This window comes from Paenibacillus sp. FSL R5-0378 (genome assembly GCF_038009285.1).
Lineage (GTDB): Bacteria > Bacillota > Bacilli > Paenibacillales > Paenibacillaceae > Paenibacillus_AQ > Paenibacillus_AQ favisporus.
In genome coordinates, this window is the sequence record NZ_JBBPAY010000001.1 from 925,186 (window position 1) to 948,198 (window position 23,013).

The following is a 23,013-nucleotide window of genomic DNA, read 5'->3' on the forward strand; positions in this document are numbered from 1 at the left end:
TTTGGTGAAAACGGATCGCCTCTTTCATCAAAATCCCATTGATACAGCTAATATTCAGCCATTTTAAAAAATATATTAAAACCGCCTAAAAAAAATATTGACGTGATATTAATTTACACGTATTATTTACATTAAATTTATTAGGAAGTTTTAACCATTTCATATATAGTCCTTTTTGCTGATTCAAATTGACCGATGGTCATTTAAAGCATTAATGCTTTATTGCGCTATAATGCACTGCGCGTCCACGTCGCGGAATCTACCGTCCTTTATTGCTGCACGATCCCGCATCGGTCCTGCCTTACTTCTGGATATATTATTTTTTAATATATTGCTTTACCTTGCTACCGTCGTCTTGTTGCAATATGAAAGGTCTACAAGAGGGGGAATTGTTTCAACGTCATTCGGGGGTCAGTTACGGTAACCGAAGTAGGTGTAAAGTCCCTAATGGTTTTCGCGGCCAGATTCGCTTAAGACCATTGGAGAGGTCTTGGGTTGTTCTCGTATCTTATGCGGGACGCCATTATTTTTCAAATCATAAAGGGGAGGAAAATGGTACATGACAAGCAAGAAAAAATGGCTCTCATTACTCGTTTCATTATCGGTAGTCAGCACGCTGTTCGTAGGATGCGGCAGCAAGGATGATGCAAGCAGCACACCTAAAGACGAGGGGAACAAAGAATCGTCTACGAATACGGGCACGGAGGGAACGAAAGAGGCGACCGGTCCGGTGGACGGCGGAACGCTGACTTACGGAAGCTTCTCCGACATCGTTAGCGTAAACCCACTGTTCGTTCAAGATACAGCTTCTGGTGATGCTGCGGAGTTCATGTATGCCAAGCTGTATGACATTAACCGTACAGGTGAAGTCGTAGCCGAGCCTTGGTCTATTGCCGCTGAGCCGATGACGATTTCCGAAGATGGACTTACGTATACCATCAAGCTGAAAGATTCGGCGAAATGGAGCGACGGCGAAGCGATTACGGCCGACGACGTCGTCTTTACATTCAATTCGATTAAGGACCCTAAAGTCGGATCCCCTGGAATGTCCGGATTTGACAAGGTAACGAAAATCGAGAAAGTGGATGACCTTACCGTTAAAATTACGCTGAAACAAGTCTACGCTCCATTCCAATATGTTTTGTCTACCCAAATCGTTCCGGAGCACATCCTGAAGGACGTTAAGCCTGAAGAGCTGCAAAAGAACGTATACGGAACTGATCCGGCCAAAACGGTATCCAGCGGTCCTTGGGTATGGAAAGAGTGGAAGCAGAAGCAGTACCTTTCCTTCGAAAGAAACCCGAACTACTGGGGTCCTAAACCTCATATCGACAAGATCGTATATAAAATCTATGCCGACCAAAACACAGAAGTTCAAGCCCTTATCAAAGGCGACGTTGACCTTCTGGGCGGTATCCCGGTAACCCAAGTCGACGCCGTGAAGAGCAGAGACGGCTTGACCGTTATCCAGGAGCCAGGTCCGCAATACGAGTACCTCGGATTCAACTTCAACCCGGACAACTTCAAGGACAAATTCGTTCCTTGGGCTGGACAAAAAACAAGACAAGCGATTGCTTACGCGCTTAACCGTCAAGGTATGATTGACAACGTTCTGAAAGGCACAGGCAAGCTGATGAACGCTCCGTTCCTGCCAGGTTCCTGGGCAGATCCGGGCGATGCGGCAGTCAACTATGCCTTTGATCCGGAAAAAGCGAAGCAGCTGCTGGCTGAAGACGGATGGACTGCAGGCAGCGACGGCATCCTGACGAAAGACGGACACCGTTTCTCCTTCGAACTTCAATACAACTCGGGTAACAGCCGCCGTGAGCAAGTGGCGAGCGTAATCCAGCAAAACCTGAAGGATGTAGGTATCGAAGTTGTTCCTAAAGCGCTCGACTTCGCTGCATGGGTTGACCAAAACCTGACTCCAGGTAAATACCCGGCAATCCTGATGGGCTGGTCCCTGAACAACCCGGATCCGGACGGAGAAACGACGTTCAGCTCGAAATACTTCCCGCCGGCTGGTCAGAACCAAGGTTTCTATAAGAACGAAAAACTCGACAAGCTGTGGGAAGAAGGAACGGCTGTCGTAGACCAAGAGAAGCGTAAAGAGATTTACAAACAAATCGGTCAAGAGATTTCGACGGACCTTCCATACGTGTTCATGTACCAATACGGTACGCCAACCGCGTATAACAGCAGCAAGGTGAAATTTGCGGAAGAGGATGCTCCTGAATCCTCCCTGGCTTACGGATACTTCTTCCACCTGATCAACTGGTGGGTAGACGCAAAATAATAGACAACATAGGAAGTAACAACGGTGCTAGAGGGGGAGGAAACTTCCCCTCCACCCTTTTTTGTGTTTAAAAAAGGATGATGGTTAGGCGTCCGTGTCCGTATCATCTCTAGGAGGATCAACAATGACTGAATACTTCATCCGCCGCTTACTGCAATCCATTCTTGTACTCTTTCTGATCTCTTTGGTTGCATTCGGCCTTATTCACGCTGCGCCAGGCGGTCCAACACAGATGATGATGGCCCCTGGAGTATCACCCGAAACCGCAAAGATCCAAGCCCATAACCTGGGTCTGGATAAGCCGGTTCCTACCCAGTATGTTATTTGGTTGACGAACATGCTGAAAGGCGACTTGGGTCACACGTTCAAAAACAACCTGCCGGTTGGCGAAGTGTTGTGGCCAACAGTTGGCAACACGATCAAACTGATGGCGTTCGCCTGGTTTATCTCACTGCTCATCGCCATTCCATGGGGGATTTATAACAGTACGAAAGTGTACGGCATTTCCGATCAGACGGCTAACTTTGTCAGTTACATTGGCTTTGCAATGCCTGCGTTCTGGTTCGGGATCATCCTCCAGGAATTGTTTTCCTTAAAACTAGACTGGCTACCGCTATCCGACATGTACGACATGGATAAGCAAGGGAATTTCGGCAACCTGCTGTATCACTTGATTCTGCCTTGCTCCGTCTTGGTGCTTGGTTTCTTGGCCTCATACTCCAAATACGCGCGTTCCAGTATGCTTGAAGTGCTGGAGCAGGACTACATCCGTACGGCCCGTGCGAAGGGTGTTCCTGAGCGCAAAGTTATTTTCCGGCATGCGCTGCGTAATGCCCTGATTCCGATCATTACGATCATCGGCCTCGACCTGCCGATTCTGGTCGGCGGAGCGACCCTGACGGAAAGCGTATTTAACTGGCCGGGCATGGGACGCTTGTTCGTCGAAATGGCCCGTTCGCGTGAATATTCCGTGTTAATGGCGATTACGCTCATTACGGCTGTGGTCGTCGTTGCCGGTAACTTTATCGCTGATATTCTGTATAAGATCGTCGACCCACGCGTGAAACTTGGAAGTAAAGGAGGCAAATCGGCATGAGCGACATGAACATCGAGACAGCTCCTAATGTTCAGGCATCTGAGCATCCGGAACCGGCCAGCGCGCCACTTCCACCTTCCAAGAAGCCTCCGGGCCCGTGGATGACGGTCGTGAAGAAATTCCTTCGTAATCCTTATGCCGTAACCGGGCTTATTGTATTGCTCTTTTTTGTCGTGATATCGGTACTGGCAAACGTTATTTCGCCTTACGACCCTGCTAAAATCGATCTGATGAACTCCAACTTGAAGCCAGGCACTGGCGATCACCTTCTGGGCACAGACGAACTAGGGCGCGATATTTTCTCAAGACTGCTGCACAGCGGTCAGATTTCCCTGACGGTCGGATTTTCCGTCGCAGCCATTTCCGTCATCATCGGTACATTGGTCGGCGCGATTTCCGGCTTCTTCGGCGGCTGGATCGATACGATCTTCATGCGTCTGATTGACGTCATGAACTCGATACCGACGCTGTTCCTGAACATTCTGGTCATGGCGATTTTCGGAACGAAAATCCAATATATGATCATGATTTTGGCCTTTACAAGCTGGATGGGCGTGGCCCGTCTCGTTCGCGGTACGTACCTGCAGCTTCGTGAAATGCAGTACGTGGAAGCTGCCCGTGCTATCGGGGTTTCCAGAACAGGTATTATTTTCAGGCATTTGCTTCGTAACGCAAGCTTTCCGATTATCGTAAACGCCACCCTGATGGTAGGGGGCGCGATTCTTTCCGAGTCCGGATTGTCCTACCTGGGTCTGGGTATCCAGGCACCGGCCACAAGCTGGGGACTTATGCTGAGCAACTCGCAGGAATTTATGCTGATTGACCCGTTGCAGGCCATTTATCCAGGGGTTTGTATCCTGGCGGTCGTGCTTGCCGTCAACTTCATCGGCGACGGTATCCGCGATGCGATGGACCCTAGACAGAAGAAGAAGATTTCCCGGAGGAGGCTGGACAAATGGCGGAAAAACTACTCGAAATCCGGAATCTGACCACGGCATTTATGTCCGAGAATGGTTTCGTCAAGGCGACGGACCGGATCTCACTCAATATCGAAAAAGGACAGACGCTCTGCCTCGTCGGCGAGTCCGGCAGCGGAAAAAGTGTTACCTCTTTATCCATCATGCGTCTGATAGATTATGCAGGGGGCAGTATACTGGAAGGTAACATCCGGTTTAATGGCGACGACCTTGCAACTAAAGAGCAGGATCAGATGAGATCGATCCGCGGCAACAAGATCGCGATGATTTTCCAGGACCCGATGTCTGCGCTTAATCCCGTCTTTACCGTGGGCGAGCAGATCGCGGAGAGCCTGCGTCTGCATCAGAACAAGAGCCACAGCGAAGCCTGGAAAGAAGCGATCGAGCTGCTTCGTCTGGTAGGTATACCGGCTCCGGAAATGCGAGCCAAGCAGTACCCGCACGAGTTGTCCGGCGGTATGTGTCAGCGCGTCGTCATCGCGGTGGCACTGGCCTGCAAGCCCGAGCTCTTGATTGCGGATGAACCGACAACCGCATTGGACGTGACGGTACAGGCACAGATTCTGGACCTTCTGATGAAACTGAAAGAAGAACTCGGTATGGCGATTCTGCTGATCACACACGATATGGGTGTGGCTGCCGAGGTAGCTGACCATATTGCCGTTATGTATGCGGGCTCGATCGTCGAGCAGGGTACGGTTGAAGAGATTTTCTCGAACCCCTCCCACCCATACACGGTTGGTCTGCTGCAGTCCATTCCGGGATTTGAAGGCAAACGCGGCAACGAATTGTACACGATCAAGGGTACCATCCCTGGTCTGGGCAACCTGCCGAAAGGATGCCGCTTTAACCCGCGCTGCCCGCATGTGATGGATAAATGCCGTCAGGTAGAGCCGGGCGATATTCAGATCGGCGAAGAACACAGCACGAAGTGCTGGTTGTACGAAGACAAGGATCGTAACGGAGTCTCGGTAAGCGGTGGAATAGGGGGAAATGCCAATGGCTAAGAACTTGATCGAAGTAGAGCACGTGAAGAAGTATTTCCCTATCCATAAAGGACTGCTGAACCGTGTTGTGGGCAATGTCAAAGCGGTCGACGACGTGTCCATTACGATCCGCGAAGGCGAAACTTTCGGACTCGTCGGCGAGTCCGGATGCGGCAAGTCGACGCTGGGCCGCGTTATTCTCCGGCTGCAGAACGCGACTTCAGGTGCCGTTAAATTTAACGGTCGCGATATTCATTCCATGGGCTCCAAGGAATTGAACAAAATGCGCGAGGAAATGCAAATTATTTTCCAGGATCCGTTCGGTTCCCTGAACCCGCGCTTCCTGGTCAAGGATATTATCGGCGAACCGCTGAAGGTGCATACGAAGATGTCTGCGTCTCAAATCGAAAAACGCGTCATCGAGCTGATGGGGCTGGTCGGTCTGGACGCTTCGCGTCGGAACCGTTATCCGCATGAATTTTCCGGCGGTCAGCGTCAGCGGATCGGGATCGCTCGCGCCATCGCCCTGAATCCGAAATTCATCGTGGCCGACGAAGCGGTATCGGCGCTTGACGTGTCGGTCCAGTCGCAGGTCATCAACCTGCTGATGAAGCTGCAGCGCGAAATGGGCCTGACGTTCCTGTTCATCGCCCACGGCCTGAACGTCGTCCGTCATATCTCCGACCGCGTCGGCGTCATGTACCTCGGTAAAATGGTTGAGGTCGGCGAAACGGAAACGCTGTACGCCAACCCGCTTCATCCTTACACCGCGGCGCTTCTGTCCGCGATTCCGAAGCCGACGCCAACGAAGAAACGCAACCGGATCGTCCTTCAGGGCGATGTGCCGTCTCCGGCCAATCCACCGTCCGGCTGCCGTTTCCATCCGCGCTGCCCGTTTGCTCAGGAGAAATGCAGCCAAGTGGAACCTGCCTTGACGGAAGTGCTTCCTGGACGCCAGGTGGCCTGCCACTTCCCGATCGGCGTGGAAGGCGGTTCGGACCTGAACAGCCTGAAGTAATATTATATTCGACGATTAGAGTTATATGCTGCGTATACAGGAAGGATTGGGGTCCTTCTGAGCGTTCCATATACAGCCCTGCCTGCGGTGTTCAGCCGAGGCGGGGCTTTTTTTGAGGAATGAAAACGGCTCAGAAATATCCTCATTCCGGTAACACTGTTACCTTTTTAAGGTTTTCTTTTGTTTCGTTTGCGTTTACAATGTAAATGTCGTTTGGCTGTGACTTTATACCCAAATGGCAGCGGGCAAGCTTGTGCGTCAAGCCTTCGCCCCTCGTGTAAATATAGAAGGGAGGGATGGAAGTACAGGCGCGACCTGGCTATAATTCATTTTTTATTCTAAATTTAAAGAAGGAATCCCTTAATGAAAAAGAGAACAAAAACATATATAACGTTAACTGTGATTTTGCTGCTTCTGGCCGGAGGGGCTTATCTCTTCCGCAAGCAGCTCGCAGTCATGGCCTTTGACCTGTTCCTGTCCAAGCAAGTGGAAAGCTCGCTGCAGAAATCGTATCAGCCGTTGACGTCCCAGGACAACGTGCCAAGCAAGCCGGTGGAGAAGATTGCGTACCAAAGCAAGCCGTTCTCGGTGCTGCTGCTCGGATCCGACCAGCGTGACAACGAACCGTCGCGTTCGGATACGATCATTTATTCGGTCGTACGTCCAAAGGATTCCAAGGTGCTGCTCATTTCGATTCCGCGGGACACGTATACAGAGATTGTCGGCAAAGGTAAAAAAGATAAAATTACCCATGCGTATGCCTTTGGAGGTCAGCAGATGTCCAAGGATACCGTTGAGGCGTTCCTGGACCACGATATCAATTATTATGCCACCATCAATTTCAAAGGTCTGAAGGACGCGGTTGACGCGCTGGGCGGCGTGGAGCTGCCGATCGGCAAAGATATTGTCAACAAAGGCAAGGACCACGAGAAATTTACGGTCAAAGCCAATAAACCTATTTACAGCGGTGAAGAAGCGCTCAACTATGTGCGCTACCGGGAGGACAGCGATTTTAACCGGACGAAGCGCCAGCAGGTCTTTTTGGACGCGGTGGCCAACCGGATGCTGAACCTGAATCAAATTTCCAAAATTCCGGAGCTGCTCGAAATTATGGGTGACAATTTCAAAACCGATATGCAGCCCAATTTCATTATCAATTTAGCGAAACAAGTGCTCGCCGGTGATAAGGCTGAGATGACCGCCTATACCATCATGGGTGAGGGCATGAAGATTGACGGCGTTTATTATGATGAGCCGATCAAGAAGGATGTGCAGAACGCCAAGAAGCTGATCGACAGCTGGGAGAATCCGGACACCCCTTCGGATCAGCTGTTGACGCCGGACATGTTGGATAAGAAGGAAGAAACGACTGTTGCAAAGTAACAAAAACGTCTATCGACGAACATTCTAAGAAGCCAGACCGCATTTAGCGGAAGTTTTTATTGCGATATAAGGATGCTGAGTCTCCGAAGATTAAGCTCTCTTATATCTAAAACAAAAACGTTTATCGACGAATGTTCTAAGAAGCCAGACCGCGTTTAGCGGAAGTTTTTATTGCGATATAAGGATGTTGAGTCCACGAAGATTAAGCTTTTTTATATCAAAACAAAGCGTGCCTATTGGCTCGCATATAGAAAAAACCAAACCGCAACAAGCATAAGTGTGCATTTGCGGGATCAGAAATGCGGGGCATGATCGGCAGCCACAGGTTCGGCTGCTGATTTTGTGTCCCTACTGAGACATTGGGCGGTTTGAAACGTATGGAGTTAGGGGAACCTTGAAAAAGGGTAAGAGGAGGATCAATTTTCATGAATATAGCGTTTTTTCTGCTCCCTAAACAGGAAGTGGTCAGTGTTACCATGGACTCCACGCTGCGGCAAACGCTGGAACGGATGGAGTATCACAGGTACACGGCCGTACCGATCGTCGGGAAGAACGGGGAATATGCAGGAACGGTCACGGAAGGCGATCTGCTCTGGTATATGAAGAACTCCGGCGGAAAGGTGACGTTCGAGAATACGTCCAAATTTCTGCTGAAGGAAGTTCCGCTCAAAGTGCATAATAAGCCGGTGTCCATCGACGCCAATATGGAAGATCTGATTAATTTGGCGAAAGTACAGAACTTCGTGCCGGTGGTGGATGATATGAACCGGTTTATCGGCATCGTGCGCAGAAGCCAGATTATCGAATATTGTGAGAAGTTCGTCTCCAGAGAATCCACAGCTTCGGAGGAGACCAAGGCATCCATAGAGACCCGCTAATCCGCTGGTTTGAGGAAGCTGGGCAAAGATTTTGAATAAGCAATGGCAAAAGACCTGCTTGGATTGGGATGTACGGGATGGCAGGTCTTTTTTGCCTTATCATTTATTCATTTACCCGTTTGTAGGCAGGAACATAGGCAGAGGTTAATAACGCCACTTTGCTGGAAGTTTGCCGCCGTTTTAGGCCAGGGGGGCTTTTCGTGAGAGGCTATTATTTATGCTATAATGGAGAATAAAGCTTTTTCATCAGAAAGAGGCGTATTTGCTGATATTGGGCCGCCGAAGAGAAACCGAATAGGCATCGGAGGATAAAGCCCCACATCGTGGGGTTATTTAAGGGAGTGTGACCTAGAGGCATGCCAAAGGATTTGGATGTAGCCAAACGCGCTAAAGTTATTGAATGGCTGAAAACCGAAGTCGTAGACCACGTATCCCGTCTTTTCAAAGCCTTGTGGGAAGGCAGCACCACCCGAGTGGGCGACAGTCTCGCCAGCTTGATTATGAGCTCTTACATACTGGCCCGCAGGCTCGGCATGTCCTATCGGGACATGGATGATCTGCTGCTCGACAAATTGAAGAAGCATAAACAGGAAGGTCACCAGCTTGAAGATTGGTACCAGGATATTTCCGCGCTGGAAGAACATATGCGTAAGAGGTGAACACATTGAAAATGCGCTGGACGTCGGTAGTCTGGAGTGTCGTCTATTTGCTCCTGCTGCTATCTTTACTATCTCCCTTCTCGATTGTGACCGTCTTTTTTCTCATCCTGCCGGCCGCAATCCTATTCACAACACTTAACGTCAAATCGTTCATACTGCATGTGCTCCCGGTTTGGCTGATTGCCTACCTTGTACATCCGGTGTATTTGCTGCTCGCCGTTTATTTTATGATTCCTGCCCTGATTATGGGGCGGGCCTACAAGAGAAGGGTGCCGGCTATACGCACATTGATGCTGGGTGCAGGTACCATTCTGGCGGAACTGCTGCTCCTGCTATTGGTCGGAACGGCGTTCTTCCACTTTGATCTGTCCAGCTACGTCCATGACATTGTCAAAATGACGATGTCTCCGCTGCGTGATGTGGGCGGAAGCAACCCGCTGATTTCGGATATGGCCTGGTCCCCCGAGGAGATGCAGATGGTAAGCGACGCCACGGTGCAAATGATTCCTTTTGCCATGATAGTCAGTTCCTTTATGATGGCGGTGATCACGCACGCGCTTGCTCGTCCGATCATGGACAGCATGGGCTTCTCTGTCCCAAGGCTGAAGCCGGCCCGCGAGTGGATGCTGCCGAGATCCCTGATCTGGTATTATCTGATTGGTGTCATTATTGAAATTTTCGCAAGCGGATCAAAGAACAGCTTTCTCGACATGATTGCCGCGAACTTGCTGCCGCTTCTGCATATTTGCTTTATGATTCAAGCGTTTGGCTTCTTCTTCTTTTTGGGGCACAAGCGGAAATGGCATCCCGTCATCCCGCTGCTGTTCGCGATTCCCATTCTGCTGTTCCCGCCGATGCGGATTATCGGCATTCTGGATCTTGCATTTCCGCTTCGTCAATTTATGACCAAATCAAAACGTTAGGGTGGGTGTCATGCCTAAATTTCTACAGAAACGCTGGCACGGCTATTATACCGTCTGGGCGTTTGCGCTGATGCTGGTTCTGGTCATTATTGTGACCCGGTATAACTGGGCGCTGGGAATCGTCAGCCTCTGCCTTGTCGTCGCGCTCTGCTATGCGGTGCTGAAGAAGGAAATGGACTTCCGCAAAAAACTGCTTGAATATATCAACGGCCTCTCCTTCCGGGTGAAACGGGTGGAAGGGGAAGCCATCAATACGCTGCCCTTTGGGATCGTGCTGTACAGCGAGGACCGCGTGGTTGAATGGAATAATCGGTTCGTCTGTACCATGTTCGGTCAAAAATCGCTTGTGGGCGCTAGCCTATCCGAGCTGTTTCCCGATCTGATGCCGCTGCTTGCCGAGAAAAGGGACGGCGGCCGGGAAGCGCATAAGGACGGGCCCAAGGAGATCGAGACGGAAATCCAGGTGGGCGAGCTGCACTATCATTTGATCCTGAATACCGATGAGCGGCTGATCTATCTGTACGACGTAACGGAGATGGTCGTGCTCCGGGAGAAATACGAGGCCGAGAAGCTGGCGATCGGCATTATTATGATGGATAACCTGGACGAGGCGGCCCAGGGCATGGATGACCAGCAGCGCACGTCGCTCATTGCGAAGGTGACCAGCGAAATCACGGAATGGGCGAAGCATTACGAAGTGTATCTGCGGCGCTTGTCGTCCGACCGGTATTTGATGATGCTGAACTACAGATCGCTCCAGGAGCTGGAGAAAAGCCGCTTTGTCATTCTTGACGAGGTCCGCGAAATGACCGCGGAGCTGAAGGTGCCGATGACGCTGAGCATCGGGCTGGGCTTTGGCCCAGACAGCATCAGCGAGCTGGGCGAGCTGGCGCAGTCGTCGCTCGACATGGCGCTCGGGCGCGGCGGCGACCAGGCGGCCGTCAAGGCCGGCCAGCGGCTGTCCTTCTACGGCGGCAAGTCCAACGCCGTCGAGAAGCGCACGCGGGTCCGGGCGCGCGTCATCGCGCACGCACTGCGCGACCTGATGCAGGAGAGCGACAAGGTGTTCATCATGGGGCACAAGATGCCGGATATGGACGTCATCGGTGCCTCCATCGGCGTGCTGAAGGCGGCGCAGATGTACAATGTGGAAGCGTACATCGTGCTCCCGGGCACGAACCCGTCTATTGAGCGGATGATGACCCAGGTCCAGAAGGACGAGAAGCTCGTCGAGCGCTTCATCTCGCCGGAGCAGGCGCTGCAGCTGATCAGCCCGCACAGCCTGCTGGTCGTGGTGGACACGCACAAGGCGTCCATGACGATCGAACCGAAGCTGGTTCATCACGCCAGCCGGGTCGTCGTGGTCGACCATCACCGCCGCGGCGAAGAATTCATCAACGACGCCGTGCTCGTGTACATGGAGCCGTACGCTTCATCCGCGTGCGAGCTGGTGACGGAGCTGCTGCAGTATATCCATGAGAAAATCCAGCTCACGCCGCTGGAAGCGACCATGCTGCTGGCCGGGATTACGGTGGATACGAAGCATTTTGCGCTGCATACCGGTTCCCGGACCTTTGAGGCGGCAGGCTTCCTCCGCCGGAGCGGAGCGGATACGATCCAGATCCAGCGGATGCTGAAGGAAGACCTGCAGGAATATCTGGCAAAGTCAGATATCATTAAGCGTGCTAAAATGGTATATGATCATATCGCTCTGGCCGTCACGGATCCGGGAACGGTCATCCCGCAGCTGCTCATTGCGCAGGTGGCGGATACGCTGCTGAACATGACGGATGTGGTGGCCTCCTTCGTGATCAGTGAACGTCCGGACGGGTTGATCGGGATCAGCGCCCGTTCCTTCGGGAAGATGAACGTGCAGGTCGTGATGGAGCGCCTCGGCGGCGGAGGCCATCTGACCAATGCTGCCGTGCAGCTGAAGGGTACCGTTAAGGAAGCGGAGGCCCAGCTGCTCGAAGTTCTTGCACAAATTGAGGAGAAAGAGGGGTTGTTCGAATGAAAGTCATTTTTATCAAGGATGTTAAGGGTCAAGGCAAAAAAGGGGACATTAAAGATATATCGGAAGGCTACGCAACGAATTTCCTTATTCCGCGCGGCCTCGCCCGTGTGGCAACCGAGGGTAACATGAAGACGCTGGAGAACCAGAACGCGGCCGAACAGAAGCGCAAAGAGCAGGAGAAAGAGGAAGCACAGGTTCTCGGCAAAAAATTGGAAGAGATGACCGTACAGCTTAAAGCGAAAGCCGGGGAAGGCGGACGGCTGTTCGGAGCAATCACGAGCAAGCAAATCGCGGATGCACTTTCGCAGCAAGGCATCAAGATCGACAAACGCAAGATCGAATTGGATGAGCCGATCCGGACATTGGGCGTGACGCAGATGACCGTGAAGCTTCATCCGGATGTCAAAGCTACGCTGAAGGTCCAGGTCACGGAGGAATAAGATGGGCGGAGAGCTCTTTTTCGACCGGATTCCCCCGCAAAATCTGGAGGCGGAGCAGGCGGTTCTAGGTGCGATTCTGCTGCAGAGCGAGGCTATGATCACCGCGATGGAGCGGGTTACGCCCGAGGATTTCTACGATGTGCCGCATCAGCTGATTTATGAGGCGATGATCCAGCTTGGAGAAGAGAACCAGCCGATTGATCTCATTACCTTAACCTCGCGTCTGCAGGACAAGGGACAGCTGGAAGAAATCGGAGGCGTCAGCTACCTGGCGAAGCTGGCACATGCGGTGCCGACAGCGGCCAATGTGGAGTATTACGCCCAGATCATCGAAGAGAAATCCATGCTGCGGCGGCTCATCCGCACAGCGACGCAGATCGTCAGCGAAGGCTATACCGGCGGCGAAGACGTATCCGGCATGCTGAGCGACGCCGAGCGGCGCATCCTGGAGATTTCCAACCGGCGCAGCGGCAGCGGCTTTGTCGCCATCCGCGACGTGCTGATGGAAGTGTTCGAGCGCGTTGAGGTGCTGCACCAGCAGAGCGGAAGCACCACCGGCATACCGACAGGCTTTGTCGATTTGGACCGGATGACGAACGGCTTCCAGCGTTCCGACCTGATTATCGTGGCTGCCCGTCCTTCCGTCGGCAAGACGGCGTTTGCCTTGAACATCGCCCAGAACGTGGCGGTGCGTGCGAAAGAAACGGTCGCGATCTTCAGTCTGGAGATGTCGGCGCCCCAGCTCGTCAACCGGATGATCTGTGCCGAAGCCAACCTGGATGCCAACCTGATGCGTACCGGCGATTTCAAGACCGATGAGGATTGGGCCAAGCTGACCATGGGGATCGCTTCCCTGGCGGAGGCCGAAATTTACATCGATGATACGCCAGGCATTACCGTTGCGGATATCCGCTCCAAGTGCCGCCGTCTGAAGAAGGAGAAGGGGCTCGGGATGATCGTAATCGACTACCTGCAGCTGATCCAGGGACGCGGCAAAGCCGGCGAGAACCGCCAGCAGGAAGTATCCGAAATTTCCCGTACACTGAAACAGATCGCGCGTGAGCTCAGCGTGCCGGTTATCGCGCTGTCCCAGCTCAGCCGGGGCGTAGAGCAGCGGCAGGACAAGCGTCCGATGATGAGTGACCTTCGTGAATCGGGTTCCATCGAGCAGGATGCCGATATCGTTGCGTTCCTATACCGCGACGACTACTATAACCAAGAGACGGAGAAGAAAAACATCATCGAGATCATTATCGCCAAGCAGCGTAACGGTCCGGTGGGCACCGTCGAACTGGTCTTCATGAAGAATTTCAATAAGTTCGTCAATTACGAGCGGACGCACACCGACGCATTCGCGATGTAGCGAAGCCGGCGATGATGTTCGCGAGAACAGATAGATAGATCCAATCGATCTTATAAATGGTTATCCATATTTCTAAGAATGCTTGTCTTATTTCCGAACAATTGTACTTTAGTTAGTGCAATTGTTCGTTTTTTATTTGACTTTAAAAATGGGGACTGTTACACTGGTAATGCTGCTTTAGCACAGTCCAGCGCTCGTCTCATGGTAGGGGACACTGGAACGTGTGAGGGTTTTACATGCCCTTTGACGATGGCAGCTTTGAAATGGTGCATAATCATACTTGCAGGTAAACATAATGAAATAAGCTTGTAATTAAAATGCGGTGGTACACACCAAGCGGGGGAATGAACATGTCAACAGTAGTCGTTGTGGGAACACAATGGGGAGACGAGGGCAAAGGCAAGATTACGGATTATCTTGCAGAAAGCGCCGATGTGGTGGCCCGGTATCAAGGCGGCAACAATGCCGGTCATACCATTCTGATTGACGGTAAAAAATATAAGCTCAGCCTGATTCCATCCGGCGTATTTTATTCCGATAAAATTTGCGTCATCGGCAACGGGATGGTCATCAACCCGGCGGCACTGCTCGAAGAGATCCAATACATTCACGACAACGGATTTACGACGGACAACCTGAGAATCAGCGATCGCGCGCATGTCATTATGCCGTATCACATGGTGCTGGACGGTCTGGAAGAAGACCGTAAAGGCCCGAACAAGATCGGCACGACCCGGAAAGGGATCGGCCCATGCTACATGGACAAGGCGGCACGCAACGGTATCCGGATCTCCGATCTGATGGATCCCGAGGAGTTTGAACTCAAGCTCCGCCATTTGATGAAAGAGAAGAACCAGGTCATCGAAATGTACGGCGGGGAGCCGCTGGACGTCGAGGAAGTGCTGAAGCAGTACCTGGACTATGCGGAGCAAATCCGGAAGTACGTTACCGATACCTCAGTCGTCCTGAACGACGCGATCGACGAAGACCGCAAGGTGCTGTTTGAGGGTGCGCAAGGGGTCATGCTGGATATCGACCAAGGCACGTACCCATATGTAACTTCGTCCAACCCGTCCGCGGGCGGCGTATGTATCGGATCGGGCGTAGGGCCGTCCAAAATCCAGCAGGTTATTGGCGTGGCCAAATCCTACACGACCCGTGTAGGCGACGGACCGTTCCCGACCGAGCTGAACAACGAGATCGGCGATTATATCCGGGAGAAGGGCCATGAGTACGGCACCGTAACGGGACGTGCACGCCGCGTCGGCTGGTTTGACAGCGTCGTGGTCCGCCATGCGCGCCGTGTCAGCGGCCTGACAGGACTGTCGCTGAACTCCCTGGACGTTCTTACAGGTCTCGATACGGTTAAAATCTGCACCGGATACAAATACCGCGGGGAAATTATCACCCACTACCCGTCGAGCCTGAAAATGCTGGGCGAATGTGAAGCGGTGTACGAAGAAATGCCGGGCTGGCACGAAGATATTTCCGGCGCGAAGACGCTGGACGATCTGCCGGAAACGACACGCAACTACGTTAACCGCGTATCCGAGCTTACAGGCATTCCGATTGCTATTTTCTCGGTAGGACGCAACCGCAATCAGACCAATCAGGTGCTGCCGATCTATTAATAAGTAATCAGTTGTACAATAGCCTGGGAAACAGGCGAATCGATACCGTTTTGATCGAAGAGGTCACCTTAACGCCAAGTGCGTTAAGGTGGCCTTTTTTGATGATGTAATAAAAGTATAAACCACGCGGAGTCAGCTTCCTTGTTGTGAAGTCTGCCTAAAAGTATCTGGAATAAGCATCGAAGCGTAAGCTCCACTTTGTTGGGGCTATTTTGCGTACCGCAGGATTGAATCCTCCGCTTCCCGTCAATACTGCTAGATATATAGATTGAATTTGAAAATTTACAGGAAGTTTCAGTTCATTCTATTGAACAGCGCCGTTTCATAGAGTTCGGCCGCCGTGACTCTGATAGAGTCGGGGCGGTGCAGAATGGGGGCGGCCTGGCCTGTAGCGATTATGCTCTAATAACAGTCAATCATACGTGTTGGCATGGATAGGTCGTCACAAAGAATAACGGCTGGAATGCCGGAAAACAGCCCGGATATGACGGGAAGGGCAAAGGAGGAGGTGCGCCATGAAGATTGCGCAATGGCTGCTCAAAACGGTGCTAACCGTGGTGCTGATCAGCGGCCTGACGGTACTTACGACAGGAGCTGTCGTGAATATGTATGTCCAATCGCTGCTGGCCAGCTTTAACATTCAGCTGGAGGGCCAGCCGACGGGCATTGGTGGCATGATGAAGGGAATGCTGGGATTGAACACCACCAAGGAAAAAGAGCCCGATAAAGAGGCGGCCAGCACGGCTCATGCGGCGGACGACAGCAAGTCAACGGTTGGAAGCACGAATACGGCAGAAACCGGAACAGGCAGCACGGACGGAGCGGGAGAAACTGCCGGGACCGGGTCCCAGACCGGAACCAACGCTGGTGATGCGGGATCGGGGGGCAGTACGGCCGGTATGGAGACGGGGGGAAACGCAGACGGCGAGGGCACGGATGCGCCGGACGACGCGCTGCCCGTTATGGGGCAGGGCCTGAGCGAATCGGCCATGGGCGGCCAGTCCGCAGCCGATCAGCAGGTTGTCATCAGCCCGGACGAAATGATCCAGAAGAAAGATGAGCTGACCGCGACGGAGAAGGAGCAGATTTTTAATATTTTGATGAAAAAGCTGCCGCAATCGGAAATGCAAAAAATTTCGGCCGCCATGGAGGACGGCCTGACCGAGCAAGAATTATCGACAATAGAAGACACGATCTCCAAGTATTTGACGAAGGAAGAATATGCCGCGCTTAGTAAACTGCTGGAGCAATAGGCAGCTGGAAACACTGGGCGATCAAACCCAACGGAGGAAGTTGTAACCTTTTAATGAATTAAAGCAACGCAATCCACTTATAGGTAAATAACATAAACCCGCGCTGGACGCGGGTTTTTTGCTTTACGCCGAGAGTTGAATTGTTTGTAAACGTTGTGTTAAAGTATAGATTGTGTAAAAAGGTATCAAAATTTTAACTTTTTCGTCATTTTTGAAAAAGCATACAAAGCAAACAAGGAGAGAGTTATGAAGGGTTTTAAGGGTAACCGCTGGAAGGAGAATAATCAAGCTTCGACAAATTCCGCGCAACTCTCCGGAAAGCAGGATGAACATCAGCATATGGGCGCTGCGACGCCTGGAACTGAACCTCAAGGGCGGAAATGGAGCGCTCCACGGAAATGGATCGCGGGTACGGCCGGTGCGGTCATCGTGATCGCTGGACTTGTGTATGCAGGCAATCAGTACGTCAATGCCAATATGGTCCCGTATTATCATGTCCTTGTACATAATCAGGAAATCGGGACGGTCAAGGATCCCTCTCAAATCGATAAGCTGTTCAGCCAGAAACAGCAGGAATATCAAGATAAATATCCAGGTGTGGAGATGGTGCTTCAGACGGACGGCATCACGACGAAGGTCGAGAAGGCGTTTCAGGCCAAGCCCGATACGGATAACACGCTCAAGAAGCTGGACGGTATGCTTAAGGCATATGCCGAAGGAGTGGAACTGAAAGTAAACGGCAAGGTCGTCGGGATCGTGAAGGACCAGGCCACGGTGGATGCCGCGCTGGAACAGGCGCAGATGAAGTTCGCGCCGAAGGCTGCAGTTACTGCGGCCAGCGGGAAGGACAAAGCGGAAACCAAGCTGAAGAAGATGGCGGCTACAACCTCCTCTGCGAAAACCGCGTCGACTCCGGGAACTTCGGTCCAAAAGGTGTCTATTGAGGAGAAGGTGACGGTAGCGCCGGTCAAAGCCGACCCGAACAAAGTGCTGACCGCTGCGGAGGCAGCCAAGCTGCTGACGACCGGGCAGGAAGCGCCGCTGGTGTACACGGTGGAGGAAGGCGATACGATCAGCACGATCGCGAGCCAGTTCAAGATCAGCCAGAAGGAGATTTACAGCAACAATCCGGGTGTGAAGGAAAAGTACCTGCAGATCGGCGATCAGCTGAAGCTGACCGTACCGAAGCCGCCAATTACGGTGAAGACGGTGGAGAAGGTGACCGAACAGGTATCGACTGCGCCGGAAATCGAAATCCGCAAGAGCAAGGAACTGCCGGCCGGCAAGACCAAGGTCGTTCGGCCCGGACAGGAAGGCCTGAAGGTAATGACCTATCAGGTGACGAAGGAGAATGGAAAGGTCGTCAGTGAGCAGTGGCTCGGACAAACGGTCGTGAAGTCTTCGCTCAAAGAGGTCGTCCTGCAGGGAACGAAAGTTCCTGGCAGAGGTTCCGGACAGTTCGCCTGGCCGGTGAGCGGCCATGTCATATCCAGTTCCTACGGCACGCGCTGGGGCAAGATGCATAAGGGCATCGACATGGTATCCGGCAACCGGACGATCATGGCGGCTGACGACGGCACGGTAACCTTTACGGGCCAAATCAGCGGCTACGGCAACGCCATCATCATCAGTCACGGCAACGGCTATGAAACGCTGTACGGACATTTGAACAGCATCTCGGTTCACAGCGGTCAAAAAGTAAGCCAAGGCCAAAAAATCGGCATCATGGGCAGCACCGGACATTCGACCGGCACCCACTTGCATTTTGAGATCCACAAGAACGGTTCGATTCAGAACCCGATGAAGTATTTGAACTGAGTTGGGCTGCGGTAAGGATTAGCATAAGATCATAACCGGATACAGCTATCATATATTTATATTCAAAGCATGGTCTTCTGAGGGAGGCCGTGCTTTTTTTAGTGGGATGGCGGAGGTTTGCAAGAAATTTTCATGAAAAGGAAAGGATTACTGCCAAAACTGCGGCTCTGCGGGATGTGACGGGCTTCCAGGTATGGTAAAATAAAAAGGACAGTGTCAACAAGTACGGAGAGAAAAAGAGGTGGGGTCAGCCGATGCAGGGAACCATTTTGGTCGTGGATGATGAACAGCCGATTGCCGATATTTTGAAATTTAATTTGGAAAAAGAGGGATACGAGGTCATCTGTACCTTTGACGGCGTGAGCGCCGTGGAAATGGCCTTGTCTGCGCAGCCGGACCTGATGCTGCTGGATCTGATGCTGCCCGGCAAGGACGGCATGGATGTGTGCCGCGAGGTGCGCGCCGCCGGGATGGAGCTGCCGATTATTATGCTGACGGCCAAGGACGAGGAGATCGATAAAGTGCTGGGGCTGGAGCTTGGGGCGGATGATTATGTCACCAAGCCGTTCAGCACACGCGAGCTGCTGGCCCGGGTCAAGGCGCAGATGCGGCGCCAGAACAAACCGAACGGTACGGAGGCGGCCGCCGCGCCTGCCGCGGAGACGCCGAAGCAGGGCGTGCAGCTGTTCGGCCTATTTATCGATACGGACATGTATCTGGTGTACAAGGACGGCGAAGCGCTGGATCTGACGCACCGGGAGTACGAGCTGCTGTATTACTTGGCCAAAAATGCGGGCAAAGTCATGACGCGGGAGCATCTGCTGCAGGCGGTATGGGGATTTGAATACTTCGGCGATGTCCGCACCGTCGATGTGACGATCCGGCGTCTGCGCGAGAAAATCGAGGAGAATCCGAGCAAGCCGGAATACATCCTTACCCGGAGGGGGCTTGGCTACGTCATGCGGAGCCCCAAAAACGGAGGCCTGTAAATGAAATGGCCCTCCTTTTTCCGCACGATCCAGGCGAAGCTGATCATCATCTATGTGCTGCTTATCCTGATCGCGATGCAGCTGATCGGGGTGTATTTTGTCAGTGCGATGAAAAATTCCCTGACCAGCAACTTTACGAAGGACCTGCAGGAGCGGGCGGAGCTGCTGTCGGTGCTGGCAGCGGATAAGCTGGGCGGCACCGGGGATACGGGAGAGAATAATCCGGTGGAGAGCCTGGGGGCGATCGTCAACAATCTGTTCAACCTGAACGGGGCGGAAATCCAGGTGCTTGACGCCAGCGGCAAGGTGCTGATCACGTCTTACCCTTCGCATGCCGACTATGTCGGGAAGAAGAACACGCAGACGGTCGTGAGCCGGGCGCTGCAGGGCATCAAGGACAACGAGGAATACGTCATCGATGAAGACAACGTGCGCAAGAAGGTCGTGGCGAAGCCGGTCATGAACAATGGGAAAATCGTCGGCGCTATCTACATCGTCGCTTCGATGAAGGAGCTGTACGATACGATGGGCCGGGTGAACAACATTTTTATTTCCGGCATCCTGCTGGCGCTGGGGATGACCTGCGTGCTCGGTGTCATTCTGGCTCATACGATCACTCACCCGATCAAGGAAATGACCAACCACGCCACCGCTGTGGCCGAGGGCAGCTTCGACCAGAAAATGCCCGTATTCGGCAACGATGAAATCGGCCAGCTCAGCGAGGCGTTCAACTATATGACTTCGCGGCTGCGCGAAGCGCTGATCCAGAACGAAGAGGAGAAAGAGAAGCTCGCTTCGATCCTGACGAACATGAGCGACGGCGTGATCGCCACGGACGAGGCCGGCAAGGTCATCCTGATGAACCGCCGCGCCGGGGCGATCCTTGGCGTGGACGAAGATGAGCTGGCCGGAAGCGATATCGCGCAAGTGCTGGGACTGACGCCGGAGCAGGCGGACACGTTCACGGAAGGAACGTACGTGACGATGCTGCTGCAGATCAGCCCGGAAGAGGAGAAGGAGAAATCGCGCCATTACATGGTGCGCGTGACCTTTACTCCGATTCACCGCCGCGAATTCGGCATCACGGGCACGATTGCCGTGCTGCAGGATGTGACGGAGCAGGAGAAGCTCGAGGCGTCACGCCGTGAGTTCGTGGCGAACGTGTCGCATGAGCTGCGCACACCGCTCACGACGATCAAGAGCTACACCGAAGCGCTGGATGACGGGGCGCTGGACGATCCGCCGCTGGCGTCACGGTTTGTCGGGGTCATCCAGAACGAAACGGAGCGGATGATCCGGCTCGTGACGGACCTGCTCCATCTGTCCAGACTGGACAACAAGGAGGCGCTGCTGCGCAAGCAGCCGACCGATGTGCTCGAAATGCTGGAGGACGTGTCGGACCGCTTTTCTTTTCAAATGCAGCAGAAGGGCATTCTGGCGGAAGTCCGCGTGGAGGAAGGGGTTCAGAAGGCGCCGTTCGACCGGGACCAGATCGATCAGGTGCTGGACAACCTCGTGTCCAATGCGCTCAAATATACGCCTTCCGGCGGCAGCATCACGATGGAAGCAGCGCTGACCGAAGGCCGTCTGCTCGCCATTTCGGTGCAGGATACCGGCATCGGCATTCCGAAGAAGGACCTGGACCGGATCTTCGAGCGCTTCTACCGGGTGGACAAGGCCCGTTCCCGCAACATGGGCGGCACCGGACTCGGACTGTCCATCGCCCGCGAGATCGTGCTCGCCCACGGCGGCACCATCTCCCTTCAGTCGGAGCTGGGGCAGGGCACGAAGGTGACGTTTACGCTGCCTCTGGGTGACGAAGGGGGGAGCGCCTCATGAAGGAGAAGATGAAATCGATCCTGCTGGCGCTGCTCGTTGCCGGCAGCCTGGTGCAGAGCTATTACCTGATTTACCGGCTGCCGGGCGGGGATTCGATCGCCAAAACGGAGAACAATTATATCAAGACGGACAACATGGGGCCGGAGGAGAGCGCCGAGAATCTGATTTATCCGGATAAAATGCAGATTCATATGGGGGAAGGCAAGCATACCGTCTTCTACCCGAACTCCACGTTCTACAACTTGATCTACTCGCGTCTGAAGGGACGCAGCTTCGAGAGCTTCCAGCGCCGTCCGGTGGAGAACACGGACTGGAGCAAGATCCGCAATGAGGATCCCGGGATCGAGCTGACCTTCGGATCGGGAATCCCGGTATCGCTGCTCCAGCGCGTCATGCAGATCGCGCCTGACTCGCTGTTTGAAGCGGAGCGGATCGACCGGATCTGGATTTACACGTCGCCGAACGATTCCAAGACGCACGCGATGTTCTTCAGTACGGAAGGCGATGTCGTCTATGAAGCCGGCAAAGTCGACCTGACGGTGCAGGACGTGCAGCAGCATGTCGATTTCGGCAAGGAATGGACGGCTTACTCTTCGGAGGCAGGCGGCAAGTATTATGTGCCGCAGTCGTCCATCCAGATGGTGGAGGCTGAGGTCAATATCGGCGTCTATACGGTGGAACAGATGCAGCAGAGCCTCTTCTTCGACCCCGGAATAACCCGTTACATCCAGGAAAAGGATGGATCGGAGATTTATACGGACAGCAAGCGTAGCCTCCAGGTGCGGCAGGAGCAGAAGTGGATCAGCTACACCGATCCGGCCGCGCCGCCGGCGGGCGAGAGCAGCGACGGGAAGGATGCGCTGGCTGCCGTTGACTTCGTCAACGAGCATGGCGGCTGGAACGGAACCTACCGGCTCGGCCAGTCGGGCACAGGAGAGGAACGCAGCCAAATCGTGTTCCAGCAGTATTACGGCGCCTATCCGATTCTGGACACGCTTAATTTCCATTACGGCACGATCCGGCTGAACCTGCAGCAGGGCACCGTGTCAGCCTATGAGCGCTCCCTGATCTATATGAAATCCGGGGAGCAGCATAAGACGATGGTGAAGCTGCCGGGCGGTGCCGAGCTCAAGGAGAAGCTGAGCCGGATCAACAAGGACTCGGCGATCGAGGATCTATATCCGGCGTATTTGCCGGAGCTGACCAAGACCGGGACGGGGCTGAAACTGACACCGGTCTGGGCGGTGAAGCAGGCGAGCGGCGCCGTGACGGTGATCCGCTAAAGGGACGCCAGGCTTGGCATGATGCGGGTTGACCGATGGAAAAGAGTGGCGTAAGGTGGGAGTAGCAGGGAATTCTGCCTCCCAATCTATATCTTGCTGCTGTATTTAGGGGCAATAATGGATGCAGCATCTAGCATGAAGGTTGATTAGAAGGAGCAAAGCTCCAT

The 23,013-nt window shown here is 53.3% G+C and carries 18 protein-coding genes; all 18 read left to right on the top strand.

What is annotated here, in order from left to right:
• The first annotated feature begins 559 nt into the window (after positions 1–559).
• The 18 genes from MKY74_RS04085 to MKY74_RS04170 all read left to right on the top strand — a co-directional run bounded on the left by MKY74_RS04085 (position 560) and on the right by MKY74_RS04170 (position 22,846).
• Positions 560–2,296: a peptide-binding protein gene (locus MKY74_RS04085; protein ID WP_076172464.1), complete on the top strand. Its 1,737-nt coding sequence runs from the start codon at positions 560–562 to the stop codon at positions 2,294–2,296.
• Positions 2,297–2,420: 124 nt separating this feature from the next.
• Entirely contained in the window at positions 2,421–3,392 is a 972-nt protein-coding gene (locus MKY74_RS04090) for an ABC transporter permease (RefSeq protein WP_076172462.1), read from the top strand.
• Complete coding sequence (locus tag MKY74_RS04095) at positions 3,389–4,381, top strand: ABC transporter permease (protein WP_076172460.1); 993 nt, start codon at positions 3,389–3,391, stop codon at positions 4,379–4,381. The genes MKY74_RS04090 and MKY74_RS04095 overlap by 4 nt, the downstream gene beginning before the upstream one ends.
• On the top strand, positions 4,348–5,376 hold the full coding sequence (locus tag MKY74_RS04100) for an ABC transporter ATP-binding protein (protein WP_076172458.1): 1,029 nt from the start codon (positions 4,348–4,350) through the stop codon (positions 5,374–5,376). The genes MKY74_RS04095 and MKY74_RS04100 overlap by 34 nt, the downstream gene beginning before the upstream one ends.
• A complete protein-coding gene (locus tag MKY74_RS04105) occupies positions 5,369–6,373 on the top strand; it encodes an ABC transporter ATP-binding protein (RefSeq protein ID WP_076172456.1) in 1,005 nt (334 codons plus the stop codon). Before MKY74_RS04100 ends, MKY74_RS04105 begins: the two co-directional genes overlap by 8 nt.
• A 363-nt stretch (positions 6,374–6,736) precedes the next feature.
• Positions 6,737–7,756 carry an LCP family protein gene (locus tag MKY74_RS04110; protein WP_076172453.1) on the top strand — a complete coding sequence of 340 codons (1,020 nt, stop codon included), beginning with the start codon at positions 6,737–6,739 and terminating at the stop codon, positions 7,754–7,756.
• 425 nt (positions 7,757–8,181) lie between these two features.
• The gene (locus MKY74_RS04115) at positions 8,182–8,634 is read left to right on the top strand and encodes a CBS domain-containing protein (RefSeq protein WP_076172451.1); all 453 of its coding nucleotides are present in this window, start codon (positions 8,182–8,184) and stop codon (positions 8,632–8,634) included.
• 356 nt (positions 8,635–8,990) lie between these two features.
• Entirely contained in the window at positions 8,991–9,293 is a 303-nt protein-coding gene (locus tag MKY74_RS04120; RefSeq protein ID WP_076172449.1) for a MazG-like family protein, read from the top strand.
• Between the two features lie 11 nt (positions 9,294–9,304).
• Positions 9,305–10,216: a DUF2232 domain-containing protein gene (locus MKY74_RS04125; RefSeq protein ID WP_234489821.1), complete on the top strand. Its 912-nt coding sequence runs from the start codon at positions 9,305–9,307 to the stop codon at positions 10,214–10,216.
• 10 nt (positions 10,217–10,226) lie between these two features.
• Complete coding sequence (locus MKY74_RS04130; protein WP_076172445.1) at positions 10,227–12,230, top strand: DHH family phosphoesterase; 2,004 nt, start codon at positions 10,227–10,229, stop codon at positions 12,228–12,230.
• Positions 12,227–12,670 (top strand): 50S ribosomal protein L9, encoded by a 444-nt coding sequence (gene rplI / locus MKY74_RS04135; protein WP_076172443.1) that lies wholly within the window; start codon positions 12,227–12,229, stop codon positions 12,668–12,670. The genes MKY74_RS04130 and rplI overlap by 4 nt, the downstream gene beginning before the upstream one ends.
• 1 nt (position 12,671) lies before the next feature.
• A complete protein-coding gene (gene dnaB / locus MKY74_RS04140) occupies positions 12,672–14,033 on the top strand; it encodes a replicative DNA helicase (protein WP_076172441.1) in 1,362 nt (453 codons plus the stop codon).
• 350 nt (positions 14,034–14,383) lie between these two features.
• Entirely contained in the window at positions 14,384–15,664 is a 1,281-nt protein-coding gene (locus tag MKY74_RS04145) for an adenylosuccinate synthase (RefSeq protein ID WP_076172439.1), read from the top strand.
• A gap of 515 nt (positions 15,665–16,179) precedes the next feature.
• Positions 16,180–16,917 (top strand): hypothetical protein, encoded by a 738-nt coding sequence (locus MKY74_RS04150; protein ID WP_076172437.1) that lies wholly within the window; start codon positions 16,180–16,182, stop codon positions 16,915–16,917.
• A 246-nt stretch (positions 16,918–17,163) separates the two neighbouring features.
• Positions 17,164–18,735: a peptidoglycan DD-metalloendopeptidase family protein gene (locus tag MKY74_RS04155; protein ID WP_076172435.1), complete on the top strand. Its 1,572-nt coding sequence runs from the start codon at positions 17,164–17,166 to the stop codon at positions 18,733–18,735.
• Between the two features lie 254 nt (positions 18,736–18,989).
• Complete coding sequence (yycF, locus tag MKY74_RS04160; RefSeq protein WP_076172433.1) at positions 18,990–19,724, top strand: response regulator YycF; 735 nt, start codon at positions 18,990–18,992, stop codon at positions 19,722–19,724.
• Positions 19,725–19,799: 75 nt separating this feature from the next.
• Complete coding sequence (gene walK / locus MKY74_RS04165) at positions 19,800–21,563, top strand: cell wall metabolism sensor histidine kinase WalK (RefSeq protein WP_411829693.1); 1,764 nt, start codon at positions 19,800–19,802, stop codon at positions 21,561–21,563.
• The gene (locus tag MKY74_RS04170; protein WP_076172429.1) at positions 21,560–22,846 is read left to right on the top strand and encodes a YycH family regulatory protein; all 1,287 of its coding nucleotides are present in this window, start codon (positions 21,560–21,562) and stop codon (positions 22,844–22,846) included. Before walK ends, MKY74_RS04170 begins: the two co-directional genes overlap by 4 nt.
• Positions 22,847–23,013 lie beyond the last annotated feature (167 nt).